The organism is Amycolatopsis xylanica, assembly GCF_900107045.1.
GTDB classification, from domain to species: Bacteria; Actinomycetota; Actinomycetes; order Mycobacteriales; family Pseudonocardiaceae; genus Amycolatopsis; species Amycolatopsis xylanica.
Window position 1 is genome coordinate 1615504 of sequence record NZ_FNON01000001.1, and the last position, 26779, is coordinate 1642282.

Annotated in this window: 22 protein-coding genes; 13 read left to right on the forward strand and 9 right to left on the reverse strand. The window is 69.6% G+C overall.

Annotation, left to right across the window (positions count from 1 at the left end; genetic code table 11):
* Nucleotides 1-25: 25 nt before the first annotated feature.
* On the forward strand, nt 26-832 hold the full coding sequence (locus tag BLV57_RS07105; protein WP_091287684.1) for a glycoside hydrolase family protein: 807 nt from the start codon (nt 26-28) through the stop codon (nt 830-832).
* On the opposite strand, the gene BLV57_RS07110 is transcribed toward BLV57_RS07105, so the two are convergent.
* Nucleotides 814-1731, reverse strand: a complete 918-nt coding sequence (locus BLV57_RS07110; protein ID WP_091287685.1) for a LysR family transcriptional regulator — start codon at nt 1729-1731, stop codon at nt 814-816. The genes BLV57_RS07105 and BLV57_RS07110 overlap by 19 nt on opposite strands.
* 107 nt (nt 1732-1838) lie before the next feature.
* Here BLV57_RS07110 and BLV57_RS07115 point away from each other — a divergent pair, with 107 nt between their 5' ends.
* Nucleotides 1839-2426 carry a condensation domain-containing protein gene (locus BLV57_RS07115; RefSeq protein ID WP_091287686.1) on the forward strand — a complete coding sequence of 196 codons (588 nt, stop codon included), beginning with the start codon at nt 1839-1841 and terminating at the stop codon, nt 2424-2426.
* Here the strand turns inward: BLV57_RS07115 and BLV57_RS07120 are convergent.
* The gene (locus BLV57_RS07120; protein ID WP_091287687.1) at nt 2371-5976 is read right to left on the reverse strand and encodes a discoidin domain-containing protein; all 3606 of its coding nucleotides are present in this window, start codon (nt 5974-5976) and stop codon (nt 2371-2373) included. The two genes, BLV57_RS07115 and BLV57_RS07120, sit on opposite strands and share 56 nt — an antisense overlap.
* A 210-nt stretch (nt 5977-6186) precedes the next feature.
* Here BLV57_RS07120 and BLV57_RS07125 point away from each other — a divergent pair, with 210 nt between their 5' ends.
* Nucleotides 6187-6594, forward strand: a complete 408-nt coding sequence (locus tag BLV57_RS07125) for a hypothetical protein (RefSeq protein ID WP_091287688.1) — start codon at nt 6187-6189, stop codon at nt 6592-6594.
* Here the strand turns inward: BLV57_RS07125 and BLV57_RS07130 are convergent.
* Nucleotides 6583-7746 carry a pyridoxal phosphate-dependent aminotransferase gene (locus BLV57_RS07130; protein ID WP_091287689.1) on the reverse strand — a complete coding sequence of 388 codons (1164 nt, stop codon included), beginning with the start codon at nt 7744-7746 and terminating at the stop codon, nt 6583-6585. The two genes, BLV57_RS07125 and BLV57_RS07130, sit on opposite strands and share 12 nt — an antisense overlap.
* A gap of 279 nt (nt 7747-8025) precedes the next feature.
* Here BLV57_RS07130 and BLV57_RS07135 point away from each other — a divergent pair, with 279 nt between their 5' ends.
* The 4 genes from BLV57_RS07135 to BLV57_RS07150 all read left to right on the forward strand — a co-directional run bounded on the left by BLV57_RS07135 (nt 8026) and on the right by BLV57_RS07150 (nt 13985).
* Nucleotides 8026-9288, forward strand: a complete 1263-nt coding sequence (locus BLV57_RS07135; protein ID WP_091287690.1) for an HNH endonuclease signature motif containing protein — start codon at nt 8026-8028, stop codon at nt 9286-9288.
* An 864-nt stretch (nt 9289-10152) separates the two neighbouring features.
* Nucleotides 10153-11364, forward strand: coding sequence for a hypothetical protein (locus BLV57_RS07140; protein WP_245757187.1), 1212 nt, complete (start codon nt 10153-10155; stop codon nt 11362-11364).
* An 11-nt stretch (nt 11365-11375) separates the two neighbouring features.
* On the forward strand, nt 11376-13487 hold the full coding sequence (locus BLV57_RS07145; RefSeq protein WP_091287692.1) for a tetratricopeptide repeat protein: 2112 nt from the start codon (nt 11376-11378) through the stop codon (nt 13485-13487).
* Between the two features lie 3 nt (nt 13488-13490).
* Nucleotides 13491-13985 (forward strand): flavin reductase family protein, encoded by a 495-nt coding sequence (locus BLV57_RS07150; protein ID WP_091287693.1) that lies wholly within the window; start codon nt 13491-13493, stop codon nt 13983-13985.
* Here the strand turns inward: BLV57_RS07150 and BLV57_RS42775 are convergent.
* Entirely contained in the window at nt 13952-14833 is an 882-nt protein-coding gene (locus tag BLV57_RS42775; RefSeq protein ID WP_218134626.1) for an AfsR/SARP family transcriptional regulator, read from the reverse strand. The genes BLV57_RS07150 and BLV57_RS42775 overlap by 34 nt on opposite strands.
* A 124-nt stretch (nt 14834-14957) precedes the next feature.
* On the opposite strand from BLV57_RS42775, the gene BLV57_RS07165 reads away from it, so the two are divergent.
* Nucleotides 14958-17885, forward strand: a complete 2928-nt coding sequence (locus BLV57_RS07165) for an AfsR/SARP family transcriptional regulator (protein ID WP_091287941.1) — start codon at nt 14958-14960, stop codon at nt 17883-17885.
* 5 nt (nt 17886-17890) lie between these two features.
* On the forward strand, nt 17891-18214 hold the full coding sequence (locus tag BLV57_RS07170; protein WP_091287695.1) for a peptidase inhibitor family I36 protein: 324 nt from the start codon (nt 17891-17893) through the stop codon (nt 18212-18214).
* 22 nt (nt 18215-18236) lie between these two features.
* Here the strand turns inward: BLV57_RS07170 and BLV57_RS07175 are convergent, their stop codons facing one another.
* Nucleotides 18237-19229 (reverse strand): TerC family protein, encoded by a 993-nt coding sequence (locus BLV57_RS07175; RefSeq protein ID WP_091287696.1) that lies wholly within the window; start codon nt 19227-19229, stop codon nt 18237-18239.
* Between the two features lie 406 nt (nt 19230-19635).
* Between BLV57_RS07175 and BLV57_RS43875 the strand changes: the two genes are divergently transcribed.
* Entirely contained in the window at nt 19636-19782 is a 147-nt protein-coding gene (locus BLV57_RS43875; protein WP_245757188.1) for a hypothetical protein, read from the forward strand.
* A 43-nt stretch (nt 19783-19825) separates the two neighbouring features.
* The gene (locus BLV57_RS44325; RefSeq protein WP_425425964.1) at nt 19826-20491 is read left to right on the forward strand and encodes an HNH endonuclease signature motif containing protein; all 666 of its coding nucleotides are present in this window, start codon (nt 19826-19828) and stop codon (nt 20489-20491) included.
* A 526-nt stretch (nt 20492-21017) separates the two neighbouring features.
* Here BLV57_RS44325 and BLV57_RS44475 read toward each other — a convergent pair.
* The gene (locus tag BLV57_RS44475) at nt 21018-21428 is read right to left on the reverse strand and encodes a phosphotransferase (protein WP_245757189.1); all 411 of its coding nucleotides are present in this window, start codon (nt 21426-21428) and stop codon (nt 21018-21020) included.
* A gap of 102 nt (nt 21429-21530) precedes the next feature.
* Between BLV57_RS44475 and BLV57_RS07190 the strand changes: the two genes are divergently transcribed.
* Nucleotides 21531-22805, forward strand: coding sequence for a serine hydrolase domain-containing protein (locus BLV57_RS07190; protein WP_091287698.1), 1275 nt, complete (start codon nt 21531-21533; stop codon nt 22803-22805).
* A 67-nt stretch (nt 22806-22872) separates the two neighbouring features.
* Nucleotides 22873-23985 (forward strand): MFS transporter, encoded by a 1113-nt coding sequence (locus BLV57_RS07195; RefSeq protein WP_281244388.1) that lies wholly within the window; start codon nt 22873-22875, stop codon nt 23983-23985.
* Here the strand turns inward: BLV57_RS07195 and BLV57_RS07200 are convergent.
* From BLV57_RS07200 to BLV57_RS07210, 3 genes are read right to left on the reverse strand one after another with little or no spacing between them, the layout of a single operon-like run.
* On the reverse strand, nt 23963-24757 hold the full coding sequence (locus BLV57_RS07200; RefSeq protein ID WP_091287700.1) for an ABC transporter ATP-binding protein: 795 nt from the start codon (nt 24755-24757) through the stop codon (nt 23963-23965). The two genes, BLV57_RS07195 and BLV57_RS07200, sit on opposite strands and share 23 nt — an antisense overlap.
* On the reverse strand, nt 24754-25791 hold the full coding sequence (locus BLV57_RS07205) for a FecCD family ABC transporter permease (RefSeq protein WP_091287701.1): 1038 nt from the start codon (nt 25789-25791) through the stop codon (nt 24754-24756). The genes BLV57_RS07200 and BLV57_RS07205 overlap by 4 nt, the downstream gene beginning before the upstream one ends.
* Nucleotides 25781-26668 (reverse strand): ABC transporter substrate-binding protein, encoded by an 888-nt coding sequence (locus BLV57_RS07210; RefSeq protein ID WP_091287702.1) that lies wholly within the window; start codon nt 26666-26668, stop codon nt 25781-25783. Before BLV57_RS07210 ends, BLV57_RS07205 begins: the two co-directional genes overlap by 11 nt.
* Nucleotides 26669-26779 lie beyond the last annotated feature (111 nt).

Here is a 26779-nt window from a genome sequence, read left to right on the forward strand (position 1 = left end):
AGCCTTTCTGAATGGGAGCACCACCATGCGCGCACCACGCAGAATGTTCCTCGCCGCGGCCGTCGCACTGGCCGTCACGGTTCTCGTACCGCAGGCCGAGGCGGCGGCCTCCAAAAAGGGAGTCAGCGCGGCCAATGTCGCAGGCTCCGCCGCCGCGATGCGCGACGTGCGCGCGTCCTGGTACTACACCTGGGCCTCGGGCACCGAGGGGATCGCCACCCCGGCCGGTGTCGAGTTCGTCCCGATGATCTGGGGCCGGGGCTCGGTCACCAAAACCCAGCTGGACCAGGCGAAGAAGCTCGGCAAGGCGGTGCTCGCATTCAACGAGCCCGATATGCGGGGCCAGGCGAACATGTCGGTCGACGAGGCGTTGGGGCTGTGGCCGCAGCTGCAGTCGACCGGCCTGCGGCTGGGCGCGCCCGCGGTGGCCTACAGCGGCGACACCCCGGGCGGCTGGCTCGACCGGTTCATGGCCGGGGCGGCCGCGCGCGGCTATCGCGTCGATTTCATTCCCTTGCACTGGTACGGCGGCGATTTCTCGGCCAACGCGACCAATCAGCTCAGGGGGTATCTCCAGAACGTCTACAACCGCTATCACAAGCCGATCTGGCTGACCGAATACGCGCTCATCAATTTCTCCGGACCGCAGCCGGTGTACCCGTCACCAAGTCAGCAGACCGATTTCGTGACGAAGTCCACCGCGATGCTGCAAAGCCTTTCGTTCGTCGAACGCTACGCGTGGTTCTCGCTTTCCACCGCGACGACACGGACGGGTCTCTATTCGAACACCACGCCCAACTCCAGCGGGGTCGCCTATCGCAAGGCAGCCTGACGTTCGAGTCGCCCGCGCAGCCACTGGTGCGCGGGCGACAGCACGTCGCGCGGATGCCAGAACATGCCCAGGTTCAGCTTCGGCGGCTCGATCGTCATCGGCACCTCGCGCAGGCCGAGCAGCGGGCCGAAGTGCTCGAACAACCGGCGCTGCGTCAACGTGATCAGCTCGGATCCGGCCACCATCTGCAGCGCCAGCGTGAACGAGTCGACGGTGAGCACCACCGGCTGCTCCACCATCTGCTCGTTCAGCCTGATCGTGGACACCGGCCTGCTCGGCCCGGCGACGCCGACCGCGGGTGTCGAGTTCAACGCCTCGGCGGTCAGCACGTCGCCGACGGCCGCGTTGTCCTTGTCCGCGACCGCGATGAACTCGTCGCCGAACAGCGCTGCGTGCGGGAAGTTCAGCAGTTCGGGATCGGCCAGCTGCAACGGCCAGATCAGCAGGTCCGAGCGCCGGGACCGCAGCAGGCTGAGCCCATCGGCCGACAACGGCTCGATGGTCACCCGCACTCCGGGCGCCTCAGCGGCCAAGCCGCGCAGCGCGGGTCGCAAGAGGACAGTCGACGCGTAATCACTGGCCATCACGGTGAACGTGCGCTGGTCGGTGGCGGGATCGAACGATCGCCCGGCCGCCAGCGCCTCACGTGCCGCGATCAACGCCGTCTGCACCGGGGCGCGCAGCGATTCGGCGAGCGGGGTGAGCACCAGCGAACGCCCCTCGCGCACGAGCAGCGGGTCGTCGAAATGACGGCGCAGCCTGGCCAAGGTGGCGCTCATGGTCGGCTGGGCCATCACCAGACGCTCGGCCGCTTTGGTGACATTGCGCTCCAGCAGCAACGCGTTGAGCGGGATCAGCAAATTGAGATCCAGCCTGCCCCACTCGGTGTTCTCAGCCACCGGATGATCTTACTGCGCAGGTCAGGACAACTATCACCAGCGCCTATGCGCCGCATAAGAAATCGTCCGGTTCTGGCGGTCACGCCGTTCGACCTAGCCTCGATTCCATGCCGGAAGCCGCACAAGACCAGCTCGACCACTGGGAGCCCTGCTACCTCGGCCTGGTCGGCAGCAGGCCGGTCACCCCGGAGCAGGCCCGGACCCTCGACGACGGCCGGACCGTCCAGGCGGCGTTCGAACTGGACGGCCTGCTCGACCAGAACCGGCTCCGCGCGGCCTGCCAGCGGCTGCTCGACCGGAACGAAGTGCTGCGCTCGTGTTTCCCCGACCCGGACATGCGCCTGGTCGTGGCTGGCGTCGCGGTGCCGTGGCGCACGACCTACCTCACCACGTCCGACGAGCGCGTCCGGCGCGCCGAGCTGGACAAGGTGCTGGCCGGCGAGCGGGCCCGCGGCTTCGACACGGCGCGGCCGCCGCTGCTGCGCGCGCATCTGCTCCGGTTCCGGCCGCGGCGGCACACGCTCGTGCTGAGCGCGCACCGCGCGGTGGCCGACGGCGAGTCCGTGCCCACGCTCTTCGCCGAGGTCTTCCAGCTTTACGGCGGCGAGGCCGAGGTGCGCGCCGTCGAGGTCCACGAACTCACGACGTCCGCGCCGGGACGTTGTACGCCTCGACCGACAGCCGCGCCTGGCTGACCGGGCGCCGGGTGGTGATCGTGACCGTCCGGCTCTCCCCCGGCAGCAGCCAGAAGTAGTTGTCGCCGTAGAACGTCGGCAGCACCCGATCGGTCCCGTTGCTCTCGCGCAGCGAGAGCCGCACCATCGCCGCGACCGTCTGGCCGGTGTTGCGCACGGTCGCCGTGTAACCGTCCTTTCCGGACGGACGCAGGTCGGTCGCGAGCTCCGTGCGCGCCAGCTGGTTCAGCGTGCGCATGGCCGTGTCCGTCCGGTATCGCCAATAGGTGTTCTCGGACAGCACGGCCCCGCCCGCGTCGCGCAGCGTGAGCCGGAGCAGGTGGAACGCGGGCAGGTTGTCGGCGAACGGCACGACGAACGCGCGAGCCGACGAAACCGGTGCCACGTCGAGAGTCTGCCGTTGCGGCGCCGCGAGGCTCTTGCCGTCCAGCCCGAACAGCTCGGCGGTCACGGTGACCCCGATCAGCGCGGCCGGCGTGTGGTTGATCGCGCTCACCGACCAATCCGACAGATCGGCCTGGACATGCCGGGGCTCGCTGCCCTTGCGCGAGCCGTAGTAGCTGCCGTTGACGTCGAGGTCGTAGTCGTAGGTCTGCCAGACCGTGCTGTGCCACGCCGGGTGCGACATCCACAGCAGCACGCCGCTGGCATCGGCCCACAGCTTGGCGTTCCACGCCTCGAAGATCGCGCGCATGCTCTCGTAGTTGACGAACTGCGCCTTCCGGCAGAACTCCGCGAGGCTCGACGACGGCGCCAGCCGCGCGTCGATCGCCGCCAGATAGCCCTGCGGGGACTGGTTGCCGTTCGTCGACCAGTCGTGCAGGAACCACGGCGCGCCGATCGGCCAGCCCGCCTCGCCCGGGCCGACCAGGTTGCGCATGCTCTCGACGACCGAGACCGTCGGCAGCCCGATTTCGCTCCAGAAGCCCTTCTTGCCGCCGGTCGCCTCACCGGTGAAGTACTGCTTCGGGTCGAGCCAGCGGTACGGGCCGTCGCCGGTGATGACGCCACCGGCCGAGTTGCCCTGGTACAGCAGGTCGGTGTTGCCGGTGACGATCTCCCGCAGCGCCTTGTCGAGCGCCGCGGGCGGGTTGCCCTCGTTGCAGCCGAACCAGATGGTCGCGCACGCGTGATGGCGGTAGCGCAGCACGGTGTCCTTCGCCTGCGCCAGGAAGATGTCGTGGTTGGCCGGGTCGGCCGACCAGCCGAGCCAGAACTCGTTCCACAGCAGGATCCCGTACTTGTCGCAGGCCGCGAACAACTCCTCGCGGTACGACGAGCCGACCCAGTTGCGGATCAGCGTGAAGTTCATGTCGCGGTGCATGGCGACCACCGCGTCGGTCCGCTCGGCCGGCATCCGCCGCAACAGCTCGTCCCAGCCCCAGCTGCCGCCACGGATGAACACCTTCACGCCGTTCACCAGGATGACCAGCGGCTTGGGCGCGTTGTCCACCGACGCCGCGTCGACCCAGTCCTGCCCGTCCGCCGAGACCTGGATCTTGAACGTCGCCGCGTACGCGGTCTCCCAGGTGAGCACCACCCGGTCGAACGCCGTCGCGGCGCCGAGGTCGACCTGCAGCCACTGGTCGTCCTCGTAGCTCGACGTCCACCGCGTGTTCGGGTCGCCGTCGACCGCGCGCTCCGGCGGATTGCCGTCGGCCACCGTCGACGACGTCGCGGTCTTGCCCTTCGCCAGGTCGTCGCCGGGCGCCTTGCTGTCCACAACGGACATCGTCCACAGCGAGAAGCCCCAGCTGGTCGCCCTCCGGAGCCCCTGCATCCGCACGTAGCGCGCGTTCCGCGGGGCGAGGTCGACGGTCTGGGTGGCCCGCCCGTCGCTGATCACGATCGGCAGGTCGTACTGATAGCCGATCTGCCGGAACCCGACCTGGATCGTCCGCCGGTCGCTGACGGCCGCGCCGATCGCCGCGGTCAGCGTGAGATCGTGCAGGTTCGCATCGCCATAACCGTTGGGCCACCACAGTTTCGGGTCACGCAGCCGCAGCTGCGGGAACACCGGCGGCGCGAACACCACATCGGCCGTCTGGCCCGCCGGGACCATGACCGTGCTGGAGACGCTGACCGTGTCGAACGCGGCGGTGACCTTGACCCGCTGCGCGGTCGCGGCCGCGTTGCGCACCGGCACGGTGATCGTCACCTCGGCGACGCTGGTGTCCGGCACCTTCGTGTCCACCCGCGCGTCGCCCAGCACCGCGGCGCCGGTCGAGCGCAGCCGGACGTGATCCCAGATCCCGGACGCGCGGTCACGGACCGCGGGCATCCAGTCCCAGCCGGACACGGCGAGATAGGTCGGCGAGTTCTTGAACATCGTGGTGTCGGCGTCGACGAACGCGTAGCCCGCCGGTCCCTTGTCACCCGGGCTGCCCGGCAGCGGCATCGGCGAGATCTTCACGGCGAGCGTCTGGTCACCGGACCTCCGCAGCGCGGCGGTGACATCGAACGCGGCTCGCCCGAACGGATGGCTCAGTGTGCCGAGATTGGCTCCGTTGAGCCAGATTTGCGCCTCGTGGTTGACGCCGTCGAACTCCAGCCACACGTGCCTGCCCGCCGAGACGTCGAGCCCGCGCGGCAGCCCGAACACCCGCCGGTACCACCACGCGTGCCGTGAAAGCGCTTCCGGGATGTGCATGTTGTTCATCCCGAACACGGGGTCGGGCAGCTGCCCCTGTTCGACCAGCGACCCCAGCACGGTGCCCGGCACGGTCGCCTTCAGCCAGCCCCGCGTGTCCACCTCGGTCCCCGACAGCGTGGCACCGTCGGTGCTCGGCGCCCAGTCCTGCATGGTCAGCACCCATCCGGACTCCACCGGCACCGTGCCGTCCGGCGCCACCGTGAGCGCGGGCGGCGCGTCGTGGTTCCGCATCGGGAAACTGGTCCAGCCTCGCACCGGCTGCCGCGCGTCACGGGTGGTCCCGTAGACCTGGAACCCGTTCAGCCCCAAGGGATTCGTCGTCGACCGCCGTGAAGCCGAGAGCCGCACCCAGCGCGCCGAAACGGCGGTCAGCGGAATGGTCACCACACCGCCACCGCCGGAATCCGTCGAATACACCGTCCGCCATGACTTCCCGTCCAAGGAGACGTCGAGGTCGAAGACCGTGGCGAAGCTCGACTGCACCTCGGCGCCCGTGGTGTTGCTCCGCGACCCGTTCGCGTCGAACGCCGGATCCCCCGGCCGCGCCTCGAAGGTCAGCACGACCGAGCTGACCTGGCACCGCCCCTGCAGGTCCACGATGATCCACTGCCCGTCGCCTGCGGCGGCCCGCCAACCCGAGCCCTGCACGCCGACCTGCGCGAGCCCGTCGACGGCGAACTCGGCGGGCGTGGCGGCGTAAGCGGTCGACGAGACCTGAACGGGCCGGAACAACGCCAGATCGGACGTCGCGGCCTGCTCGGCTTCCTGGTCCGGCGCCCCAGCGGCGACCCCCGGCAGCACCGCGGCCAAGCCGAACCCGGCCAGCAGCCCCCCACTCGCCGTCAGCAAGCGCCGCCGCGAAACCGAAGACTCATCCGGCTTGAAGTCCTGCGCCATGGGGTGACTCCGCTCTGCGAGTGACAACGTTGCCAGGAAGACTCTGCCGGGTGGTTCCTGCCGTCAAGGCGACAAAGAAGACAGAAACCGAGAGCGCTGACATCGATGTCACACGACCTGCGGAAACCCATTCATCAAACATTTTGCGAGATCCGCTGTCACATCTCGCCGGGCTACCGAGTCTGATCATCACCACACGAAGGGACCCCGATGAACAACCTCACGATCCGCCTGGCCCTGCTGATCCCGTTCGGCGAGGAACTCGTCGTAGGCGGGTGGAACCAGCTCTTCCCGCGCGGTTTCTACGACAACTTCCCCACGGTGGACCTCACGCCCCCGTTCAGCGAGCATTTCGCCCGCGACTTCGGCGGCGCGACACTCGGCCTCGCCCTCATCCTCGGCATCGCCCTGGTCAAGCCGAAGACCCACTTCGTCGTGCCCGCGGCGTTGGCGTACCTGGCGTTCGCCGTCCCGCACTTCTTCTTCCACCTGCTCAACATGGACGCCGCCAGCCATGGCCAGAAGATGTTCCTGACGATCGGCAACGCGGCGGTCGCCCTGTTCGCACTGGCCGCGATCGCTCTGGCCGTCGGCCGCGACCGCCGCTCAGCCGAGTGACGCCTCGAACCGGGCACGCAGGTCGGCGAGGCGATGCGCCGGCTCGTTGGCGAACACGAGCCGCAGGTAGTGATCACCGCTTGGTCCCCACCCGGACATCGGCGTGGCCGCCACCTTGCCGAGCCGCAGCAGCCGCCGGGAAAGCTCGGCTGGACTGGTGCCCAGCGGCGCGGTGTCGACCAGCAGTGACCAGCCGCCGTGGGGCCGCACGATCGGGTAACCGTCCAGCTGCGCGACGACGGTTTCCGCGCGGTGGCGCCATTCCGCGGTCGCGGCCGCGATGTCGGCGTCGGCGTCCGGAGCGGTGAGGGCCGCGGCCACGGCCTGCTGGGCCAGTCCGACTTGGCAGACCACATTGGTCAGGCCCACCAGGCGGATGTCGGCCATGATGGTGGCCGGGCCGACCACCCAGCCCACCCGCCACCCGATCATGCGCAGCTCTTTCGACGCCGATCCGACGGTGATCACCTTGTCCGCCAAGCCCTCGTGCGCGGCGGGATGGTCCGGCGGCGTGCCGTCGAAGCGGATGCGTTCCATGGCGGCGTCGTAGATCAGCCAGGCGCCGTACCGCTCGCAGGCGGGCGCGAGTGCTGCCCAGTGGCGGTGGTCGAGCAGGAGACCGGTCGGCATGGACGGGCTCATCATCAGGACCGCGGCCGTCGCCGGGCCGACGGCCGCGGCCAGGCGCTCCGGGTCCACGGACCAGCCCTTGTCACCGTTGGGTTCGGCGGGGACGAAGCGCGGGACGCCGCCCGCGAGCCGGATGCGGTTGACCAGTCCCGCGTAGGCCGGGTCGGTGAGCACGACTTCCTGGCCGGGTTCGACGGTGGCCAGCAAGGTGTTCAGCACGCCGTTGAGTCCACCCGCGACACTCACGCATTCGGTGGCGGGATCGTAGACGCGACCGGCGATCCGGCCGACATGCGCGGTGGCGGCTTCTCGCAGGGAGCCGTGCCCCTGGAACGGAAGATAGCTGTTGGCGGCGTCGTCGTCGATGGCGGTGTGGGTGGCTTCGAGCGCTGATCGCGGTGGGCGGAGGTCGGTGTCGAGGTTCTCCAGGCGGAGCACGTCAGGGTCGGCCAACGCGTCGGCGGCGTCGCCGATGATGTCCACCCCGATGCCGGGGATGTGGCGTAATCGGCTCACGGTCATCGCAAGGTTCTCCTTTGTCCGCATCGGATTTGCAGGGTAGCGACCGAAGTGTTTGCCGGGTCAGATTTAAAGACATCCCGTATGGACATTTCCGCTCCGGGGTCGGGTGGTGTTTGGGGTCACCGCGGAAATATCCATACGGACCGAGGGCACGGTGGTCGGATTCCGTTGTGGCTCACCGGAAACCCCGGACGATACTTGCTGCCCGCCTGAGTGCTGGGTCGACCAGCCCGGCGTGTCCAGTGGCATATGACTCTGAACACGCGTAGAGTGGAAGGCATGATCAGCACCGATAGTCCTGACACCGCAGCACCACCGGAGTGGTGGCGCTGCGAGAAGGATGCGCTGCTGCTCGCCTATGTCGCCCGCGAACGAGAGAAACGGCGGTTGGAGGCCGAGCAGGGACAAATCCTGGCCGAGATCGAGTCTCGTGGGGTGAAGGAGGTGACCGGCTACGCCACGTTGCCGGGGATGCTGGTCGATTGGGTGCAGATCAAGCACTCCGAGGCCAAAGCTCGCGTGGATCGCGCGCGTGCGCTCAACCCGCGCCAGGATGGCGGCACCCGCATTCCGGCGCTGGCCCCGCATGCCGCCGTGGCGGCGTTGAATGGGGATCTCGGTGCGGCGCAGTTGGATCCGATCATCGCCGCCCTCGGCGCACTCCCGCCCACAGTCTCAGCCGAGGATCGGGAGGCCGGGGAAGAGATCCTGATCAACCTGGCGCGGACCGCTGGGCCTCGGCAGATCAGTCACGCCGCGAAGAACCTGCGCGACCGGCTTGATCCGGACGGACGGGAGCCGAAGGATCCCGATCCGGCGGAGCCGCGTCATGAACTCGGGTTCGTGAGCCACCGCGACGGCACCCACGGCATAAAGATCAAAACCGACGCCGAAACCATCGCCCGCCTCAAGGCCGTCTTGGATCCGCTCGCCAAGCCTCGCCCCGCGTCCGAGGAAGAAGGCCGGGACACCCGCTCGCAGTGGGAACGTCTCGGGGACGCGTTCGCCACCCTCGTCCGCATCGGCATGAGCAACCCGAAGATCCCGAGCCAGGCCGGGGACAGCGTGCACGTCGTGGTCACCGTCGGCCTCGACGAACTCAAAACCGGCATCGGGCGGGCGTGCCTGGATCTAGTCGGCGATATCAGCGCCACCGAAGCACGCCTGCTCGCCTGCGACTGCAAAGTCATTCCAGTCACCCTCGGCTCTCATGGCGAGCCCTTGGATGTGGGGCGGGCTCAACGCCTGGCCACCCCGGCACAGCGGCGCGCGCTCGCGATCCGCGATGGCGGCTGCGCCTTCCCCGGCTGCGACGCACCGCCGCAGCAATGCACCGCCCACCACATCGTTTTCTGGGCTCACCACGGGGAAACCCGGATCGACAATCTCGTGCTGCTCTGCGGCAAGCACCACCGGCTCATCCACAACAGCGACTGGGAGGTGCGGATCGCCAGCGACGGATATCCCGAGTTCATTCCACCGGCGTTCATCGACCCCGCGCGCACACCCCGCCGCAACACCCTCCACAGCACCAGAACCTGAGCCCGACCACAAGCCCTCGAAGAGGGCCAAACAGGGTCCACCACGGACCGCCCGGTTACCGATCTCCTTCAGCACGTTCAGTGCCGCACCCCAGCATCGCGCACGTACGGAACCGGCCACGTCGCGGCGCGATCAGGCCGGCCTAATCCATCGGCAGAGAGCCTGACCGGATAGTGCGCGGGGCTCTCGGCCACTCGACGGCCGAAACCCCCGCACGCCACGGCACCACCCCGCCCGGCCAAGCCCGCCCGGCCAAGCCCGCCACCCCGCCCCGCCCCGGCCCGGCCCGGCTTCTCAAGCAGGGCGGACCAAACCACCCCACCGCTGGCCTTCCACCCACCATCGCCCACCCGCCCGGCCGAAGCAGCCCGACTCAACGCCCAGGCGAGCGGCAAGTACCCGGCCGGGGTTTCTGGTGAGCCGAAGCGGCGTTGTGGCCACGACGTCGCGTCTCTGCCCTCGCTGATGCCAGGCATGAAGCGAGGGTGCCATTGGGTGCGTAATAAGCACTCGAGGGCAACCTCACCTCAAGCGAGCATGCCCGGACAAGGTCACCCGCGCACGCCGACCACCCCTCAACGAGCAGAACCCCCGCGCCCAGAGGCCGGGCGGACGCGTTGGCGCGATGTTGGCGGCGCTTTGGCGCGGTCGGACATCGTCGTCCCCGACCCGCTGTTCGGACATCCCGGGGGGAGGTGCACCCATGAAGAAGATCCAGATCCGCAAGGCCGGCTCCGTCCGCCTGACCGCGGCCGCTTGCAAGAAGTACGTCGTCAAGCCGTCCTGACGCACAGCCCCGTGGGCGCCGGGTGCGCACCACGCACGCACCCGGCGCCACCACCACGAACGCGAGAAGGCATGGATGTGACCGATTCCCGATTCGACCAGCACCGGCCGCTGGCGCTCCACTCGCTCGTCTACCTCGACGAAGGCGAGGAGGTCACGGTCGGGCGTGAGGACGTCGACTCCTACGCGATCCTGCCCCGCGACGGGGCCGCGCTGGTGCGCAGGCTCGCGGCCGGGATGACCCCGGCGCAGGCCGGGACCTGGTACTCAACGGAATACGGCGAGAAGGTCGACATCGATGACGTGCTCGAATGCCTGGACGAACTCGGCTTCCTTCGCGCGGCCGAAGAGGCCGCCGTCGTCACGAAGCCCCTGCGTTGGCAGCGGCTCGGCGGCGCGGTCTTCTCCCCCGCGGCCTGGCTGCTCTACGCCGTCGTGTTCGGGTGGGCGATCATCGCCACGGTGCTGCGTCCCGATCTCGTGCCGCATCCACGCAACATCTTCTTCACCGACTACTACACGCTCATCGACGTCGTGCTGTTCGCCGTCGCGATCCCGCTGGTGCTGATCCACGAGGCGTTCCACGCGCTGGCGGGCCGGCGGATCGGGGTGCGCTCGACGCTGACCGTCGGGCGCAGGCTGTACTTCATCGTGCTGGAGACGTCGCTGGACGGGCTGGTCGCGGTCCCCCGCCGGAAACGGTACCTGCCCATTCTCGCGGGGATGTTCGCCGATCTGCTGGGGGTGGCGATCTTGACCGTCGCCGCGGATCTCACCCGGGACAACGGGGCGCTGTCCTTCACCGGCAAGCTGTGCCTGGCGATCGTGTTCGCCGCGCTCATGCGTGTGGTCTGGCAATTCTTCTTCTACCTGCGCACCGACGTCTACGTGCTCATTTCGACCGTGCTGGGGTGCGTCGACCTGCACACGACCGCCAAGCGGGCGCTGGCCAACCGGTGGCACGAACTGCGCGGCAGGCCCGATCGTCTGTCCGATCCGGACAGGTGGCATCCGGCCGACCGGAAGGCGGCTCGCTGGTATTCCTGGCTGATCGTCGCCGGGTACACGGTCAGCGTCTCCACCGTGCTTTTCACCGGAATCCCGATCGCCTACCAAACCTTCGCCGGGGTTTTCGGGCATTTCAGTGGTGACGCGAGCGTCACGCACCGGCTCGACTCGATCGTTTTCCTGCTCCTTTTCCTGGGTGAGGTCGCCGTCTTCGGCTGGCTGATCGTCCGGGATCGGCGCGACCGCCGCCGCGAACGGCGCTTCGACCACGTCATCAGCTGAAAGGACCTCAGATGCGCACGCACCACTGGGTCGCCGGGGCGCGCCGCCGCGACCGCGAACGCACCATCGCCGGGCTCGCGCTGCCCCCGGTGCTGGCCTCGATCGACGCGCACCGCCGGTTGCGCGGGCCGTACACCGCCGCGGGCACGCTGGTCCGGCAGATCGCCGGTGACCTGCTCACCCGGCTGCCCGAGCTGGGGCCACGCCACAACACCGAGCTGCTTTCGGCCGCCCCCGAGCTGATCGACACGATCCCCACCGCGTGGGTCGGTCTGGAGTGGACGGTCGGCGAAGGTGAGCGCACCCGCTACTTCTCGCGCCTGCACACGGTCAACGTGGCGAACGGGTTCGCCGAGATCCTCCGCGACTACCTCGCCGCGCTCGACGACGGCCCGCGGACGCTGATCGTCGACAACGCGCACCTGGCCGACCCCAGCGACCAGGAACTGCTCGCGGTGCTGCTGCGGCGGCGCGACCTTCCACTGCTGACACTCGTCGTCGGGACCGGCACCGGGCCGCTCGCCGACCCGCCCGGCGAGACCCCGGTGTCGCTGCGTGGCTCGCTGGCCGCACACGCACGGCGTGTCGAGGCGGTTAAGTCCGATGACGCCGCCGCTGTCACCGAGGACGAGGTCGCCGCGCTCGCCAAGTCCTATGTGGACGGTGATGGGGTGAGCGACGACCCACGGCTGCGCGAGGCTTACCTGCGGTTGCCAGCGCCGCAGCGGGCCGCGCTGCATGATGACCGGGCGCGAGTGCTCGCCGAGCGGGATGAGTTCTCCTTGCGGCTGGGCGCGATCCCCTATCACGCCGAGCACGGCACCGACCCGCGCGGCTTGGGGGTGCGCGCGGTCCGGCTGGCCATGGAGCACTGCCGCAACATCGGCCTCTACCACGCGTCCGCCGACCTCGCGCTGCGCGGCCGCGCGCTGGTCGGCAAGGAGACCGACCCGGAACTGTGGTGGCGGTTCGGCGAGGAGGCCGCGGTGTCGATGGCCTCGCTGGGCCGGGCGGCCGAGTCCGAGGCGATCCTGCACGAGGCGCGGGCCGCGACCAGCGACCCGGGCGTGCACATGAACGTCTCGTACACGCTGTCCATGCTCTACGCCCGCCACTACTCCGACGGCGAGCGCGACTTCGACAAGGCGCGCGCGTGGATCAACCAGACGATCGCGATCGCGACCCTGCTGGAGGAACCCAAGAAGCGGGTGTTCCAGTCCGTGTTCAGCCGCAACGGACTCGCGCTGATCGAGGTGCGGCAGAAGCGGCCCGAGGAGGCATTGCGCCTGCTCGAAGACGGCATGGCGGAGCTGGAACGGGATCTCGGGCCCGACGAGCAGGCGCTGCACCGCAGCGTGCTGCGCTACAACCGGGGACAGGTGCTGGCCATGATGGGACGGCTGGAGGAGGCGCTCGCCGACTACCAGGCGGTCATCGAGGTGGACCCTGAGTTCTCCGAGCACCACTTCAACGTGGGCAACCTGCTGCGCCAGCTGGGCCGTCACACCGAGGCGCTGCGGGCCTACGAACACGCCCTCAGCCTCGACCCGCCGTTTCCCGAGTGCTACTACAACCTGGCCGACACCCGCCGCGAGCTGGGCGATGACGAGCAGGCGCTGGCCGACTTCGGCTACGTCATCGAACTCGACCCGGCGCACGTGGACGCGCGGATCAACCGGGCGGGCATGCTGCGCGACCGCGACGACCTGGCCGGCGCCTGGGAGGACGTCACCGCCGGGCTCGAGCTGGCCCCGCGCAACCCGCATCTGTTGTGCCTCAAGGGAAGCCTGCTCGCCGAGCAGGGTGACGCGAGGGCGGCCATCGAGGCTCTCACCGCCGCGCTGGAGGCCGACCCGAAGCTCGCCGAGGCGTGGGCACTGCGCGGCGGGCTCGCCTACGACGCGGGCCGTACCGGGGACGCGGTGGCCGATCTGGACCACGCGGTCGCGCTCGCCGACCAGCCCGCCTTCCGCTACAACCGCGGGGTCATCCACCAGGAGCGCGGCAGCCTGGCCGAGGCGATCGCCGACTACCAGGCGGTGCTGACGGCGACCGACGACGAGGACGCCCGCGACCGGCTGGATTCCTGCCAGCGCGCGTACAGCGCCCGCGTCGGGGTGTGAGCCATGTCCATCCAGCCCGCACTGGACTCCTCTCTGAGGGAGCTGTTCACCGAAGCGATGAGCCGCCTGGTGACCGGGCTCGCGGTCGTCACCGCGCGCGGGGCGGACGGGCGGCCGTGCGGGCTGCTGGTGTCCTCGCTCTGTTCCTACAGCGCCGACCCGCCGTCGCTGCTGGTGTCGATCGCCCGGTCGACCAGGTCTTATGCGGCGCTGATGGACCGGGAGCGGTTCGGCGTGCACCTGCTCGGGGCCGGCCACGAGACGGTGGCCCGCACGTTCGCCGGACGCGGTGGTGACAAGTTCGCGGACCTCCAGTGGCACTGGCACCGCGGGACGCCGCGCCTGGCGGGCGTGCCGGTCTACCTGTGCTGCGCGGTCAGGCGGGTGATCCACGAAGGCGACCACGCGATCCTCGTCGCCGACATCCGCGACGGCGACCTCGCGCCGGGCCGTCCGCTCACCTACTACCGGCGGCGGTTCGACTGGCGCCTTTCCTGACCACCGTCCTGGAGAATCGTCCGCTGCACGGCGCGAAGCGCCTGGCCAGGCTCGATTCCGACCTCCTCGCGCAGGACACGCTGAGCACGCGCGTAGACGTCGAGCGCCTCGGCCCGGCGGCCCGACCGGCAGTAGGCCAGCATGAGCCGCCGGTGGAAACCCTCGCAATAGGGGTGGTACGCGCACAGCTGCTCCAGTTCGGCGATCAGACCGGCGTCGGGGCCGTGCTCGAGATCCAGGTCGATCCGGCTCTCCAGCGCGGACAACCGTTCCTCTTCGAGGTAGCGCGCGTACCGGTCGTACTCCGGCCAGCGCGCGAGATCGGCCAGCACCCGTCCGCGCCACAGCGACAACGCCAGCCGGAACTCCGCCGCGGCGTCCACACACCGGCCCGTGTCCAGCAGGCCCCGCGCCCGCGTCAGATGCGCACGGAACCGGGACACGTCGAGCTGTCCCGGCGCGGCCACGAGCAGATAGCCCGACGGGCATGTCTTGAGCACGGCGTGCTCGCGCGGGTCGCCGTCGCCCGCCAGCGATCGGCGTATTCCGCACACGTACATTTGGACGGCCGCCCGTGCCGAGTCCGGCGGGCGTGATCCCCACATCTGGTCGATGATCGCGTCGGTGGTCACCAGCTTGTTCGCGTTGAGCAACAGGATCGCGAGCAGAACCCGTTGCTGGAACGGCTTCGGGGTCCGGTCCTGCCCATTCCGGATGACCTCGAGCGGGCCCAGCACCCGGAAACGCGACCGGTCGACGGAGTGCTCCACTTCGGTCACCACCCGCGACAAGTGGTTGCCCACCGACGGGATACCGGCGCTCTTCGTTTTCTTTTCCTTGCCATTCAAGGGATCCTGACCGCGCCCGGCTGAGGAAATGTTGCGATTGTGTTGTGGTGGACCAAATGTCGGCCTTAGGATGCATCCTGTCGGCACGTTCGGGTGGGGTGCGCTCGCCGGCAGGGGGTATGAGGTGGACTTCCGGGTCTTGGGACCGGTCCGGGTGCACGCGGGCGGGCGGACCGTCCCCATCGGGGAGCCACGCCGTCAGGCCGTGTTCTCGGTGCTGCTGCTCGAAGCGGGTCGCACAGTCGCCGACGACATGCTGATCGACCGGGTCTGGGGTGAGACTCCGCCCCAGCAGGCGCGCCGGTCGCTGCAAGCCCACATCACCCGCATCCGCCGCGCGCTGGAAGAAGCCGAGCCCGGCGGCGCGCTGGTGGCCCGGGATTCCGGCGGCTACCGCCTCGCCGTCAAGCCGGAGCAGGTCGACGTCTTCCGCTTCCGGCGCGCGCTCCACGAGCACACCGCCGACGCCGCCGCGCTGGAGGCCGCGCTCGCGCTCTGGCACGGCGAACCGCTGGCAGGCGTGCGCGGTGACTGGGCCGAGCGCACCCGCCGGACGCTGCGCCAGGACCACGCGGCCGCCGTCGTCGCCTGGGCGGAGGCCAAGATCAACGCCGGTGAGGCGGCGTCGACCATCGGCCGACTCACGGCGCTCAGCGACGAGTACCCGTTGCAGGAGACGGCCGCGGCGGCGTTGATGCGCGCCCTGTATGCGGCCAATCGTGGCGCCGACGCACTGGCCCACTATGAGCGGATTCGCTTGGTACTGCGCGAAGAACTCGGCGCGGACCCCGGGCCGGAGCTCGCCGCCGTGCACGAGGCCGTGCTGCGCCATGACCTGCCGCCCCAAGGCGCCTCCTCCCCCGTCCCCGCGCAGCTGCCCGCCGACGTCGCCGCGTTCGCCGGCCGGACGGAGGAGCTGGCCGAGCTGGACCGGGTGACCACCGGGCTCGTCTGCCTCACCGGCACGGCCGGGGCAGGCAAGACGGCGACCGCCGTGCACTGGGGCCACCGGGTGCGGAGCCGGTTCCCGGACGGGCAGCTGTACCTGGATCTGCGCGGTTACGAACCCGGCGAGCCGATGCCGTCGACCGACGCGCTGGCCACGTTCCTCGACGCCCTGCTGCCCGACGGCGCGCGGATGCCGCTGATGCCGGTCGAGCGCGCCGCCCGGTTCCGCACCGAGGTGGCTGGCAAGCGGATGCTCATCGTGCTGGACAACGCGGCGACTGCGGAACAGGTCCGCCCGCTGCTGCCCGGCACGCACACCTGCGTCGTGGTGGTCACCAGCCGCGATTCGCTCGCCGGGCTCGTCGCGCTGCACGGCGCGCACCGGGTGACGGTGGACAGGCTGCCCGCCGCGGACGCCGTCGGGCTGCTGCGACGGCTGATCGGCCCGAGGGTCGACGCGGAGCCGGAGGCCACGGCGGAGCTGGCCGAGCGGTGTGTCCGGCTGCCGCTGACCCTGCGGCTGGCCGCCGAACTCGCGGGCTCCAGGCCGGGCTCGCGGCTGTCGCGGCTGGTCGACGAACTCCGTGCGGCGCAAAGCACCTTGGACCTGCTCAGTGGCGGCGGCGATCAGCGTGCGGCGGTGCGGGCGGTGTTCTCGTGGTCGCTGCGGCAGCTGAGCGAGGAGGCCATCCGCGCGTTCGCGCTGCTCGGCCATCATCCGGCTCCCCTGTTCGACGCGTACGCGCTGGCCGCGCTGAGCGGGGACGACGTCGATCAGGCGCAGGCCGACTTGGACGCGCTCGCCCGCGCGAACCTCGTCCACCCGGCCGGCGTCTACCGGTACGGCATGCATGAGCTTCTCAAGGCTTACGCCGCGGAGATCGGCGACGAACCCGCACTGAGCCGGGTCTACGACTACTACCTCGCCACCATCGCCGCGGCGATGGACCGCCTCTACCCCGCCGAAGCCCATCGGCGGCCCGCGGTCGCCGCACCGGCCGCCGCGCTGCCTGCCTTCGACGACGCCGCCGCCCGGGACTGGCTGGACGCCGAATCACCCAACGTCCAGGCACTGGCCGCCCACGCGGCGGGTCACGGCATGCCCGAGCACGCGGTGACGCTGTCCTCGCTGCTGTTCCGCTACCTCGACGGGCACCGCGAAACGGCCGCGCTGGCCATCCATGGTTACGCCAAGGAAGCCGCGCGCATACTCGGTGACCACACCGCCGAAGCGACCGCGCTCATCGCGCTGGGCGCCATGCACATGCAGGCTGGCCGGACCGGGCCCGCCGCCGCGGACATGTGGGCGGCGCACGCCCTGTTCCGGGAGACCGGCGACCTGCTCGGCCAGGCACGGGCGGTCGGCAACGTCGGCATGCTCGAGGAAAGCGCGGGCCGGTACCGCCGGGCGGCCGCCTACTACACCCGGGCGCTGACCATGCTCGGGACGCTCGGCGACGTCACCGGGCAGGCGCACATGCTCACCCGGCTGGGCACGATCGAGGCCCGCATCGGCCGCGACGAGCCAGGACACGAGCACCTGCGGCGAGCCATGGCACTGCACCGGCGCGCCGGTCACCGCTTCGGCGAGGCCTGGGCGAAGATCGGGCTCGGCGAACTCGCGACCCGGCAGCACCGGACGGCCGACGCCCGCAGGCTGCACAGCGAAGCCGCCGACCTGTTCAGCCAGCTCGGGCACCGCGGCAGCGAGGCATGGGCGATCGACGGCCTCGGCAGGGCCGAGGCGAGCAGCGGCCACCCGGTCGACGCCGCCACCCACCACCGGCGCGCACTCGACCTGTTCCGAGTGCATAGCTGCCGCGACGGCGAATCCTGGGCACTCAACGGCCTCGGCGAGGCCTGCCACGCCTGCGGTTACGTGGCGACCGCCCGCGCGAACCACACCGAAGCACTGGCCGTGGCGACCCGGACCGGCTGCCACGAGCAGGTCGCCCGCGCGTATCACGGCCTCGCGCGCGCCGCCTCGTCCGACACCGACTTCGCCACCGCCCGCAGCCACTACGGCCAAGCGATCGAGATCTACACCGAGCTGGGCCTGACCGAAGCCGAAGTGGCCAAAGCGGAACTCACGGCCTTGCGCTAGCGCGGTTGGCCGAAGTCGCCCCGGCGATTCTCTGCCTGTCACTGGCGAACTCGGCCGTCGCCGCCCCGATGTCCCACGCGCAGTGCGATCCCGTGACCGACGCCTACTGCGGCTGGACCGGGACCGGCTACGGCGGCGGGTTCTATTTGTGGCAGAAGTCCACCAGCAACACGGGCGTCCCGATCCGCTCGATGTGGAACAAGCGGGGATCGTGGGTGGTGGTGGTGTATTCCGGCACGAACTACACCGGAAGCCGGTACACCGTCAACGCGGGCGCCTCGGTGCTGGCGCTGCCCTTCGACGTCTGGTCGGCCGCCAGCAGCGGCTGACCTGCCGTACGCGCGGACCGGCTCAGTCGGGCCGGTCTTGCGCGCGCAGGGAGCCCGGGTGCGCCTTGGTATCGGGATCGCGACGGGTCTTGACCAGGCTCGCCACGGTCACCACCAGCAGGATCCCGATGATCACACCGAGGCTGAACGGCGTCGAGATCTCAGGCACCCGGGTGTCGATGTCGACGTGCGCCCAATGCAGGATCAGCTTCACCCCGATGAACCCGAGGATCACCGCCAAGCCCGCCGACAGATAGACCAGCCGGTCCAGCAGCCCCTTGACCAAGAAGTACAGCGCCCGCAGCCCGAGCAACGCGAACGCGTTCGCCGCGAAGACCAGATACGGCTCGTCGGTGATACCGAAGACCGCCGGAATCGAGTCCAGTGCGAACAGCAGATCGATCCCGCCGATCGCGATCAGCACCACGACGAGCGGAGTCCCCACCCGCTTCCCGTCCGCGATCGTGAACAGCTTCCCCCCGTCATACTCCGCCGACAGCGGCAGCACCCGCCGCGCGGTCCGCACGATCGCGTTGTTCTCGACGTCCGGATCCTCATCGCGATGCCGGAACAGCTGCACACCGGTGTAGATCAGCAGCAGCCCGAACAACAGGAACATGAACGAGAACAGCGAAAGCAACGTCGCGCCGAGCGCGATGAAGATGCCACGCATGATCAGCGCGGCGATGATCCCGAACGTGAGCACCTTGTGCTGATGCTCTTCCGGCACGGCGAAGGTGCTCATAATGATCACGAACACGAAGAGATTGTCGACCGACAGGCTCTTCTCCACGATGTAGCCCGCGAAATACTGGGTGCCGAAGTCACCACCATGCGCCAGCGTCAGCCAGACCCCGAACGCCACCGCGACCAGGATGTACCCGACCGACCAGGCGACCGCCTCCCCGAAGCCCACCCGATGCGGGCGCACCGCGGCCAGCACAAGGTCGATCGCGAGCAGCGCGAGCACTAGTCCGATCGTGAGCGTCCAGGTGAGGCCATCGATATCGAGCATTCATCCCCTGCTTTCACTCGCTCCGCCCGCGAGCCTAGTGCGAGATCAGCACCTCCGCTCGATTTGTCCTCTGTGGACTCCGCCTGTTGGCGTCGAGATCGGCGGCCGCTACGAACGCGCGCAGTCAGCTCGCCGGGCCGACCGGCTACCGCCTGCTCGAAGGGTCGCCTTTGCTCTTGGTTACCGGGTCGGATCTAAAGACATCCCGTATGGACATTTCCGCTCCGGGGTCGGGTGGTGTTTGGGGTCGCTGCGGAAATATCCATACGGACCGGGGCACGGTGGTCAGATTTCGTTGTGGCTCACCAGAAACCCCGGCCGGTACTGGCTGCCCGCCTGGGCGCTGGGTCGACCAGCCCGGCGTGTCTAGTGGCATATGACTCTAGATTCGCGTAGTGTGGAATGCATGATCAGCACCGAAAGTCCTGACACCGCAGCACCACCCGAGTGGTGGCGCTGCGACAAAGACACGCTGCTGCTCGCCTACGTCGCCCGCGAACGAGAGAAACGGCGCCTGGAGGCCGAGCAAGGACAAATCCTCGCCTCGGCATGAACTCGGGTTCGTCACCCACCGCGACGGCACCCACGGCATAAAGATCAAAACCGACGCCGAAACCATCGCCCGACTGAAAGCAACCCTCGACCCACTCGCCAAACCCCGCCCGACATCCGAGGAAGAAGGCCGGGACACACGCTCGCAGTGGGAGCGGCTCGGGGATGCGTTCGCCACCTTTGTCCGCATCGGCATGGGCAACCCCGACATCCCCACCCAAGCCGGAGACAGCGTCCACGTCGTAGTCACCCTCGGCCTCGACGAACTCAAAACCGGAATCGGACACGCCTGCCTCGATCTAGTCGGGGACATCAGCGCCACCGACGCACGGATACTCGCCTGCGACTGCAAAGTCATCCCCGTCACCCTCGGCTCCCACGGCGAACCGCTCGATGTCGGCCGGGCTCAACGCCTCGCCACCCCGGCGCAACGCCGCGCCCTCGCGATCCGGGATGGCGGGTGCGCCTTCCCGGGGTGTGATGCGCCGCCACAGCAATGCACAGCGCACCACATCGTTTTCTGGGCACACCATGGGGAAACCCGCATCGATAATCTCGTGCTGCTCTGCGGCAAGCACCACCGACTGATCCACAACAGCGACTGGGAGGTACGCATCGCCAGCGACGGATACCCCGAGTTCATCCCACCGGCGTTCATCGACCCTGCACGGGCGCCCCGCCGCAACACCATGCACACCACCCGAACCTGAACCCCGCCGCAGGCGTGGGAAGCCCAACCGATCGAGGCAGATCCTCTTTACTCGCTTCCGGCGCAGCAGCCGCGCCCTAAGCACCAGAAGTGCCGCCGCCGCGTACTCAAGCTACACCCAGGCCCACCGGCACTGGCACAGAAACCCGTCCGGTCTTCTGCAGGATATTCGGCCACTCAGCGGCCGAATATCCCACACAACAACCAAAACACCCCAGGCCGAACGCTCAAAGGATCTCGGCCGGACCACCCTCCCTGCCGCCATCGCACACCACGACCACGACAGCCCGACCCAACGCCCAGGCAAGCAGCAAGTACCACCTGAGGTTTCCGGCGAGCCCAAGCGGCGTTGTACCACCGTGCCCTCGGTCCGTATGGATATTTCCGCAGCGAGCACAAACACCACCCGACCCCACGAGCGGAAATTTCCATACGGGACCGCCCTAGATCCGACCCCGACAAACCCAAAACCCAGGGTTGCTTCCCGCGCCTTCGGCAACACTCACGAATCAGCCAGGGTGAGCAGTTCATCGATCACCGGCTCGGCACTGTAGTAGGTGAGAGCTCCGCGACGGCCACCATCGGCGCGACCACCCTGCACCCAGATCACCATCGAGACCACACGCCTCCGCGACCCGTGTTGCGCGGGCCGAGACACCCTCGTGCCCGGCGCCAGTCACCACGTAGTCCACCGCGTCGAAGCACGGGTCACCGACGCAGGCCTTCGGGTCGATCGCGGTCAAGCCGCGTCCGGGACCACCGTCCAGTGCGTTGCCAAGGTGGAGACCGCCGTGCAGCAACACGGGGCTGGATGATCCACGTACCGATGGCAGGTCGGACAGTTTCCGGTCGATCCGAGCGAAGGCCTCGGCGCATCGTCCGCGCAGGTCCGACGGCCAGTGCGCAGGCGGGGCAAGGCGGCGAGCAGCTCGCCCCACGGCTACGAGATAGCGAACATGCGCAGCATCTCCGCCTGCTTGGTCAGCAGGGCCCGAATGTCCACGCCGGTCAGTTTGGTCTTGAACTACTAGCCTGGCGGGATGGGGTGGAATCTGGGCGGGCTCATCGAGAAGTACAGCGTGCCGGGGGCGCAGGTCGCCGTGCTGGCCGGCGGGGAGATCGAGGATGAGGCCGCGGGGGTGCTGAGCCTGCGGACGCGGGTCGAGGCCACTACGGACTCGGTGTTCAAGATCGGCTCGATCACCAAGATCTGGACGGCCACGCTGATCCAGCAGCTCGCCGACGAGGGCCTGCTAGATCTCGATCGGTCCGTTCGCGACTACCTGCCTGCCTTCCGGCCTGGTGATCCGGTGTCGCCGACTGTCCGTCAACTGCTCACCCATACCAGCGGGCTTGGCAACCATGTCTTCGATACCGGGCGCAACGATGACGCGATCGAGAAGTTCGTCGACGTGCTCGGCGAAGCGGAGCCGTTCCTCCCGCCTGGCACTGTCTTCTCCTACTCCAACAGCGGGTACGTGGTGCTCGGGAGGTTGGTGGAAGTGGTGCGGGGCAAGCCTTTCCGCGAAGTGCTCCGTGAACGGCTCGTGACTCCGCTGGAGCTGCGGACGGTGGCCACCGACACCTACGAGGCGATCCTGCACCGCGCCGCGGTCGGCCACGTCCAGACCGGCGAGGAGGTCGTGCCGACGAACGAGTGGGCGGTTTCCTACAGCTCCACGCCCAGTGGGTCGCATCTCGCGATCAGCGCACGTGACCTGCTGGAGTTCGTCCGGCTGCACCTCAGCGATCCCGCGCTGGCGGCGCTGCGCGAGCCCGAGGTCGAGTCCGTTCCGGACTTCGGCGGCGGCGTGATCGGCTGGGGACTCGGCTGGATGCGCTATCCCGGTGGCGTCGTCGGCCATACCGGGGTTTCCAAGGGGCAGAAGGCATTCCTGCGCGTTGTTCCGTCGGCGGGCGTGGCGGTGGCCGTGCTGACCAACAGCACGGGTGGCGAGCCGCTGGCCCACGAGATCTTCGGTGGGGTGCTCCGTGACCTCGCCGGTGTCGACACGGCGCCGCTGCCCGTGCCGCCGCCGGACCCGGCCGCGCTCGATGTGGACCGGATGTGCGGCATCTACCGCTCCACCCGGTATCGCATCACCCTCAGCAGCGAGCAGGACCGCGCGTTCCTCACCTTTCGCTCACTCACTGGCGCCGAGGAACGTGTCGAGGTCGTCCGGCTCAACGAGCACGCGATCATCACTACCCAGCCGACCTCCGGCAGTCACCAGGTCTTTTCGCTGGTCGGCTCCGACGGGCATGGCCGCGCCCGCTTCCTGCACAACGGCGCCGCCGCCTACCGGATCGCCTGAGAACGAAAGGAGCTACGCCATCACCAGTGCACGTGTCCGCCTCGCGCTCGCCGGCGCCGCGCTCTGCATGCTCGTCATGGGCCTGGTCACCGCGCTGCTCGGCGCCGCGGCGCCGTTCACGGCCGAGCGGTTCGGTATCGGCGTGGCGGCGTCCGGCCTGCCGGTGAGCGTTTACAGCGCGGGCTCGATGGTGACCGTGCTCGTGTGCGGAATCGCGGGTAAGCGCGTGCATCCGGTCCACGCGATCACCGGGAGCCTGCTGGCGTTCGCGGTCGGCACCGCGGGCCTCGGCGTGGCTCCGGTCTGGCCCCTCTTCCTCGCGGCGGCGGGCGTCGCCGGAGCGGGCTTCGGCGGCCTGGTCCTCTTCCTGAACACGGCGTTCTCGTCGGGGTTCGGCAAGCATGACGTGCTCGTGCTGAATCTGCTCAACGCCGTCTACGGCATCGGCGCGATCCTCGGTCCACTGGCCGCGAGCACCGCGAAGACCAGCGGCCTCGGCATCGTCTTCGCGGCCGCCGCCGTGGCCTGCGTCCCGGCGCTGGTGGCGCGTGGCTCGGGGCGCCTGATCGAATCCCGGCAGGCCACGGAAAGCGCGCCGATCCGCACATACCTTCCCGTCATCATCGGCTTCTCGGCGGTTTTCTTCTTCTACGCGGGCATCGAGAGCGCGACGGGCGCCTGGGAATCCACGTTCCTCGTCGCCGCCGGTCACCCGGAAGCCCAAGCCGCCGCCTACACCGCTCTCTTCTGGGCGGGGCTGGCGATCGGACGCGTCGTCATCCCGCTCGCCGGGCGCCGCTTGAGTCCCCGGCTGCTCATCACGAGCTGCGTGGCGCTGAGCATGTGCGGACTGGGCGTCACCATGCTGCCGGGGCTGGGCCCGGCCGGTTTCGCGCTCACGGGCTTCGCGATCGGCCCGATCTTCCCGACCGCCTTCGTCTGGATGGCACAGGCCATGCCCACCTCGCACACCATCAGCTCGATTCTGCTGACCGCGGCCATGGCGGGCAACGCGACCTTTCCCGCGCTGGTGGGCTTGGGGGTCAGCGGCCTGTCCCCGCTCGCCATCCCAGTGATGATCATCGTGATCGGGCTGATCGTGCTCTGCGCGATCCAGCTGACCCAGCGTGTCTCCGGCGCACGACCTCGTCCGGAAGCTAAGACGATGGCCCTCGATTGAGAGCGCGGCTGGGGGCGACGACGAGCTCGCCGCCGCTGGTCGTGAGGATCTCCGCGTCGGCCGCGTAATGCTCGCGGACGGCGGGCGCGGTCAGCACCGCCGACGGGGTTCCCGATGCCACCACCGAACCGCCGTTCAGCAGCAGCAACCGGTCCGCGTACTGCGCGGCGAAGGTCAGGTCGTGCACCGTGGCGATGACCGTGGTGCCGTCTTCGGCGCGCAGCCGGTCGACGAGTTCGAGCAGCGCCTGGGCGTGCCCGATGTCGAGGCCGGTCGTCGGCTCGTCGAGCAGCAGGACGCGGGGCTGCTGGGCCAGCACCCTGGCCAGTACCGCCCGTTGCCGTTCGCCGCCGGACAGGGCGTGCAACGGGCGCGCGGCCAATGCGCCGAGGTCAAGCCGTTCGAGCGCCTCGGACACCAGCTGGAGGTCACGACGGCCTTCCCTGGCAAGGAATCCGAGGTGTGGCGTCCGTCCTAAGAGGACGTAATCGGTGACCGAAAGCCCATCGGGCAGTTGGGGTGTCTGCGGGGCGTAGCCGATCAGCCGGGCGCGCTCGCGCGCGGGCAACGCGCGCAGCGGGCGAGCGCCCGCGCGGATCTCCCCCACGTGCGGGAGCAGCCCGGCGACCGCCTTGAGCAGCGTCGACTTGCCCGCCCCGTTGGGACCGATGATGGTCAGCCAGCCGCCGTCCGGGACCTCGCCGTCGACGCCGCGGACCACGAGCTTGCCCGCGTAACCCGCGCCGACGCCGCGCAGCAGCAGGCCGGTCATCGCAGTTTCCCGCGGTTGCGGCGCAGCACCAGCACGAAGAACGGCGCGCCGGTGAACGCGGTGATCACGCCCAGTGGCAGTTCGGCCGGCGCGATCACCGTGCGGCCGATCTCGTCGGCGATCACCAGGAAGATCCCGCCGCCGATCAGCGACAGCGGCACGATCACCCGGTAACTCGCGCCCGCCAGCAGCCGCACCAGATGCGGCACGACGATGCCGACGAACCCGATCAGCCCGCTGACCGACACGGCGGCGGCCGTCGCCAGCGAGGCCGCCCCGAGCACCGCCAGCCGCACCCTGCCGGGGCGCACGCCCAGCGAAACGGCCTCGTCGTCGCCCAGCGCGAGCACGTCCAGCAGCCGGGAGCACAGGCACAGCACGATCACCGACGGCACCAGGTACGGAAGCGTGATGAGCACGTCCTGCCAGCCGGACGTGTTCAGCCCGCCCAGCATCCAGGTGTAGACCTGCTTGATCGTGTTCGTGTCGAGCTGCTGGACGAAGGTCTGCACCGCCGTCAGGAACGCCGCGACGGCGACCCCGGCCAGCAGCAGGATCGCCGTGCCCGGACCGCTCGCCGACCGGCCGAGCAGCCAGGTCAGGCCGACGCCCGCGAGCGCGCCCACGAAGGCGGCCAAGGGAATCGGGCCGACGATCCACGTCCGGGCCTCCGGCGCGAACACCACGGCGACGGTCGCGCCCAGCCCCGCACCCGCCGCCGCGCCCAGCAGGTACGGGTCGGCCAGCGGATTGCGGAACACGCCCTGGTAGGCGGCCCCGGCGACGGCGAGCGCCGAGCCGACCAGCCCGGCCAGCACGACCCGGGGCACGCGGAGCTGCCACAGGATGTCGGCCTCACGCTGATCCAGCGGCGACGTCGTCCCGCTCACCTGGGCCCACAACTCGGCCAGCACCCGGTGCCAGCCGAGGTCTGCCGCGCCGACGCAGATCGCCGCGACGAGCACGACGACCAGCGCCAGTACCGCGACGACCAGCCGCGGCGCGGTCAGCCGGGTGAGCCGCTCAGCGGGCACCCGGCGCCGCCTTGGTGACCGCCGCGGCCACCGCCTTGGCGAAGTCGAGCAGACGGGGACCCCACCGCGAGGCGATGTCGTCGTCGAGCGCCACGACGTTGCCGTTCTTGACCGCGCTGATCGCCGCCCAGCCAGGGCGTGCGGCCACGGCGGCCGCGTCCTGCTTACAGCACTTGGTGTCGGCCAGGAAGATCAGCTTCGGGTCCGCCTTCACCAGCGACTCGGCCGACAGCTGCGGATACCCGCCGCTGGCAGGCGCGCTGTCGGCGACGTTGGCCAGCCCGAACAGGCCGTACACCTGCCCGACGAACGTGTGCGAGTTCGCGCTGTAGTAGTCCTGGCTCAGCTCGTGGTAGTAGCTCAGCGGGGCGGCGGGCTTCGGCGTCGCCGCGACCAGCGCCGTCAGCTCGTTCTTGATCCCCGTCACCAGCCGGTCCGCGTCGGGGGCGTGGCCGGTCTCCTTGCCCAGCGTCGTCATCTGGCCGTACGCCTCGTCCAGCGTGCTCGCCGACGGCAGCACCAGCGCCTTGATCCCGAGCTTCCCGAGCGCGCCGACCAGGCCGCCGGTGTCGGCGGACGCGACCACCAGATCGGGCTTGTACGCGGCGATCGCCTCCGCGCTCGGGGTGAGCCCGGACAGCGCGGTACGCGGCGCGTTCGCCGGGAAGTCGGACTGGTCGTCGACGGCGACCACCTGCGCGCCCGCGCCGATCGCGAACAACGTCTCGGTGGTCGCCGGGCTCAGCGACACGATGCGCTGCGGCGTGCCCGGCGCCGAAGACGAAACAGGGGCGGGTGCGGGGTCCCGGCCGGCACAGCCGACCAGTGTGAACAACGACAGCAGGACTGCCGGCAAGGCGAGCCGGGCGCGGATCATCGGTAACCCCAGGTCTTCTCACCCGGCACACGAGGACAGCGCCCCCGGCCGCGCGGGTCGCCGCGACCTCTGTACCGGAGGCGGATGGCGTCGACGTGGCGGTGAGATCTG

Bases quoted from the DNA above. Each gene is read 5' to 3' on its own strand.
- BLV57_RS07195 (WP_281244388.1), top strand. From the start codon at position 22,873: ATGCTCGTCATGGGCCTGGTCACCGCGCTGCTCGGCGCCGCGGCGCCG.
- BLV57_RS07120 (WP_091287687.1), bottom strand. From the start codon at position 5,976: ATGGCGCAGGACTTCAAGCCGGATGAGTCTTCGGTTTCGCGGCGGCGC.
- BLV57_RS07115 (WP_091287686.1), top strand. From the start codon at position 1,839: ATGCCGGAAGCCGCACAAGACCAGCTCGACCACTGGGAGCCCTGCTAC.
- BLV57_RS43875 (WP_245757188.1), top strand. From the start codon at position 19,636: ATGATCAGCACCGAAAGTCCTGACACCGCAGCACCACCCGAGTGGTGG.
- BLV57_RS07200 (WP_091287700.1), bottom strand. From the start codon at position 24,757: ATGACCGGCCTGCTGCTGCGCGGCGTCGGCGCGGGTTACGCGGGCAAG.
- BLV57_RS07105 (WP_091287684.1), top strand. From the start codon at position 26: ATGCGCGCACCACGCAGAATGTTCCTCGCCGCGGCCGTCGCACTGGCC.
- BLV57_RS07125 (WP_091287688.1), top strand. From the start codon at position 6,187: ATGAACAACCTCACGATCCGCCTGGCCCTGCTGATCCCGTTCGGCGAG.
- BLV57_RS07190 (WP_091287698.1), top strand. From the start codon at position 21,531: ATGGGGTGGAATCTGGGCGGGCTCATCGAGAAGTACAGCGTGCCGGGG.
- BLV57_RS07175 (WP_091287696.1), bottom strand. From the start codon at position 19,229: ATGCTCGATATCGATGGCCTCACCTGGACGCTCACGATCGGACTAGTG.
- BLV57_RS07150 (WP_091287693.1), top strand. From the start codon at position 13,491: ATGTCCATCCAGCCCGCACTGGACTCCTCTCTGAGGGAGCTGTTCACC.
- BLV57_RS07135 (WP_091287690.1), top strand. From the start codon at position 8,026: ATGATCAGCACCGATAGTCCTGACACCGCAGCACCACCGGAGTGGTGG.
- BLV57_RS07210 (WP_091287702.1), bottom strand. From the start codon at position 26,668: ATGATCCGCGCCCGGCTCGCCTTGCCGGCAGTCCTGCTGTCGTTGTTC.
- BLV57_RS07145 (WP_091287692.1), top strand. From the start codon at position 11,376: ATGCGCACGCACCACTGGGTCGCCGGGGCGCGCCGCCGCGACCGCGAA.
- BLV57_RS07130 (WP_091287689.1), bottom strand. From the start codon at position 7,746: ATGACCGTGAGCCGATTACGCCACATCCCCGGCATCGGGGTGGACATC.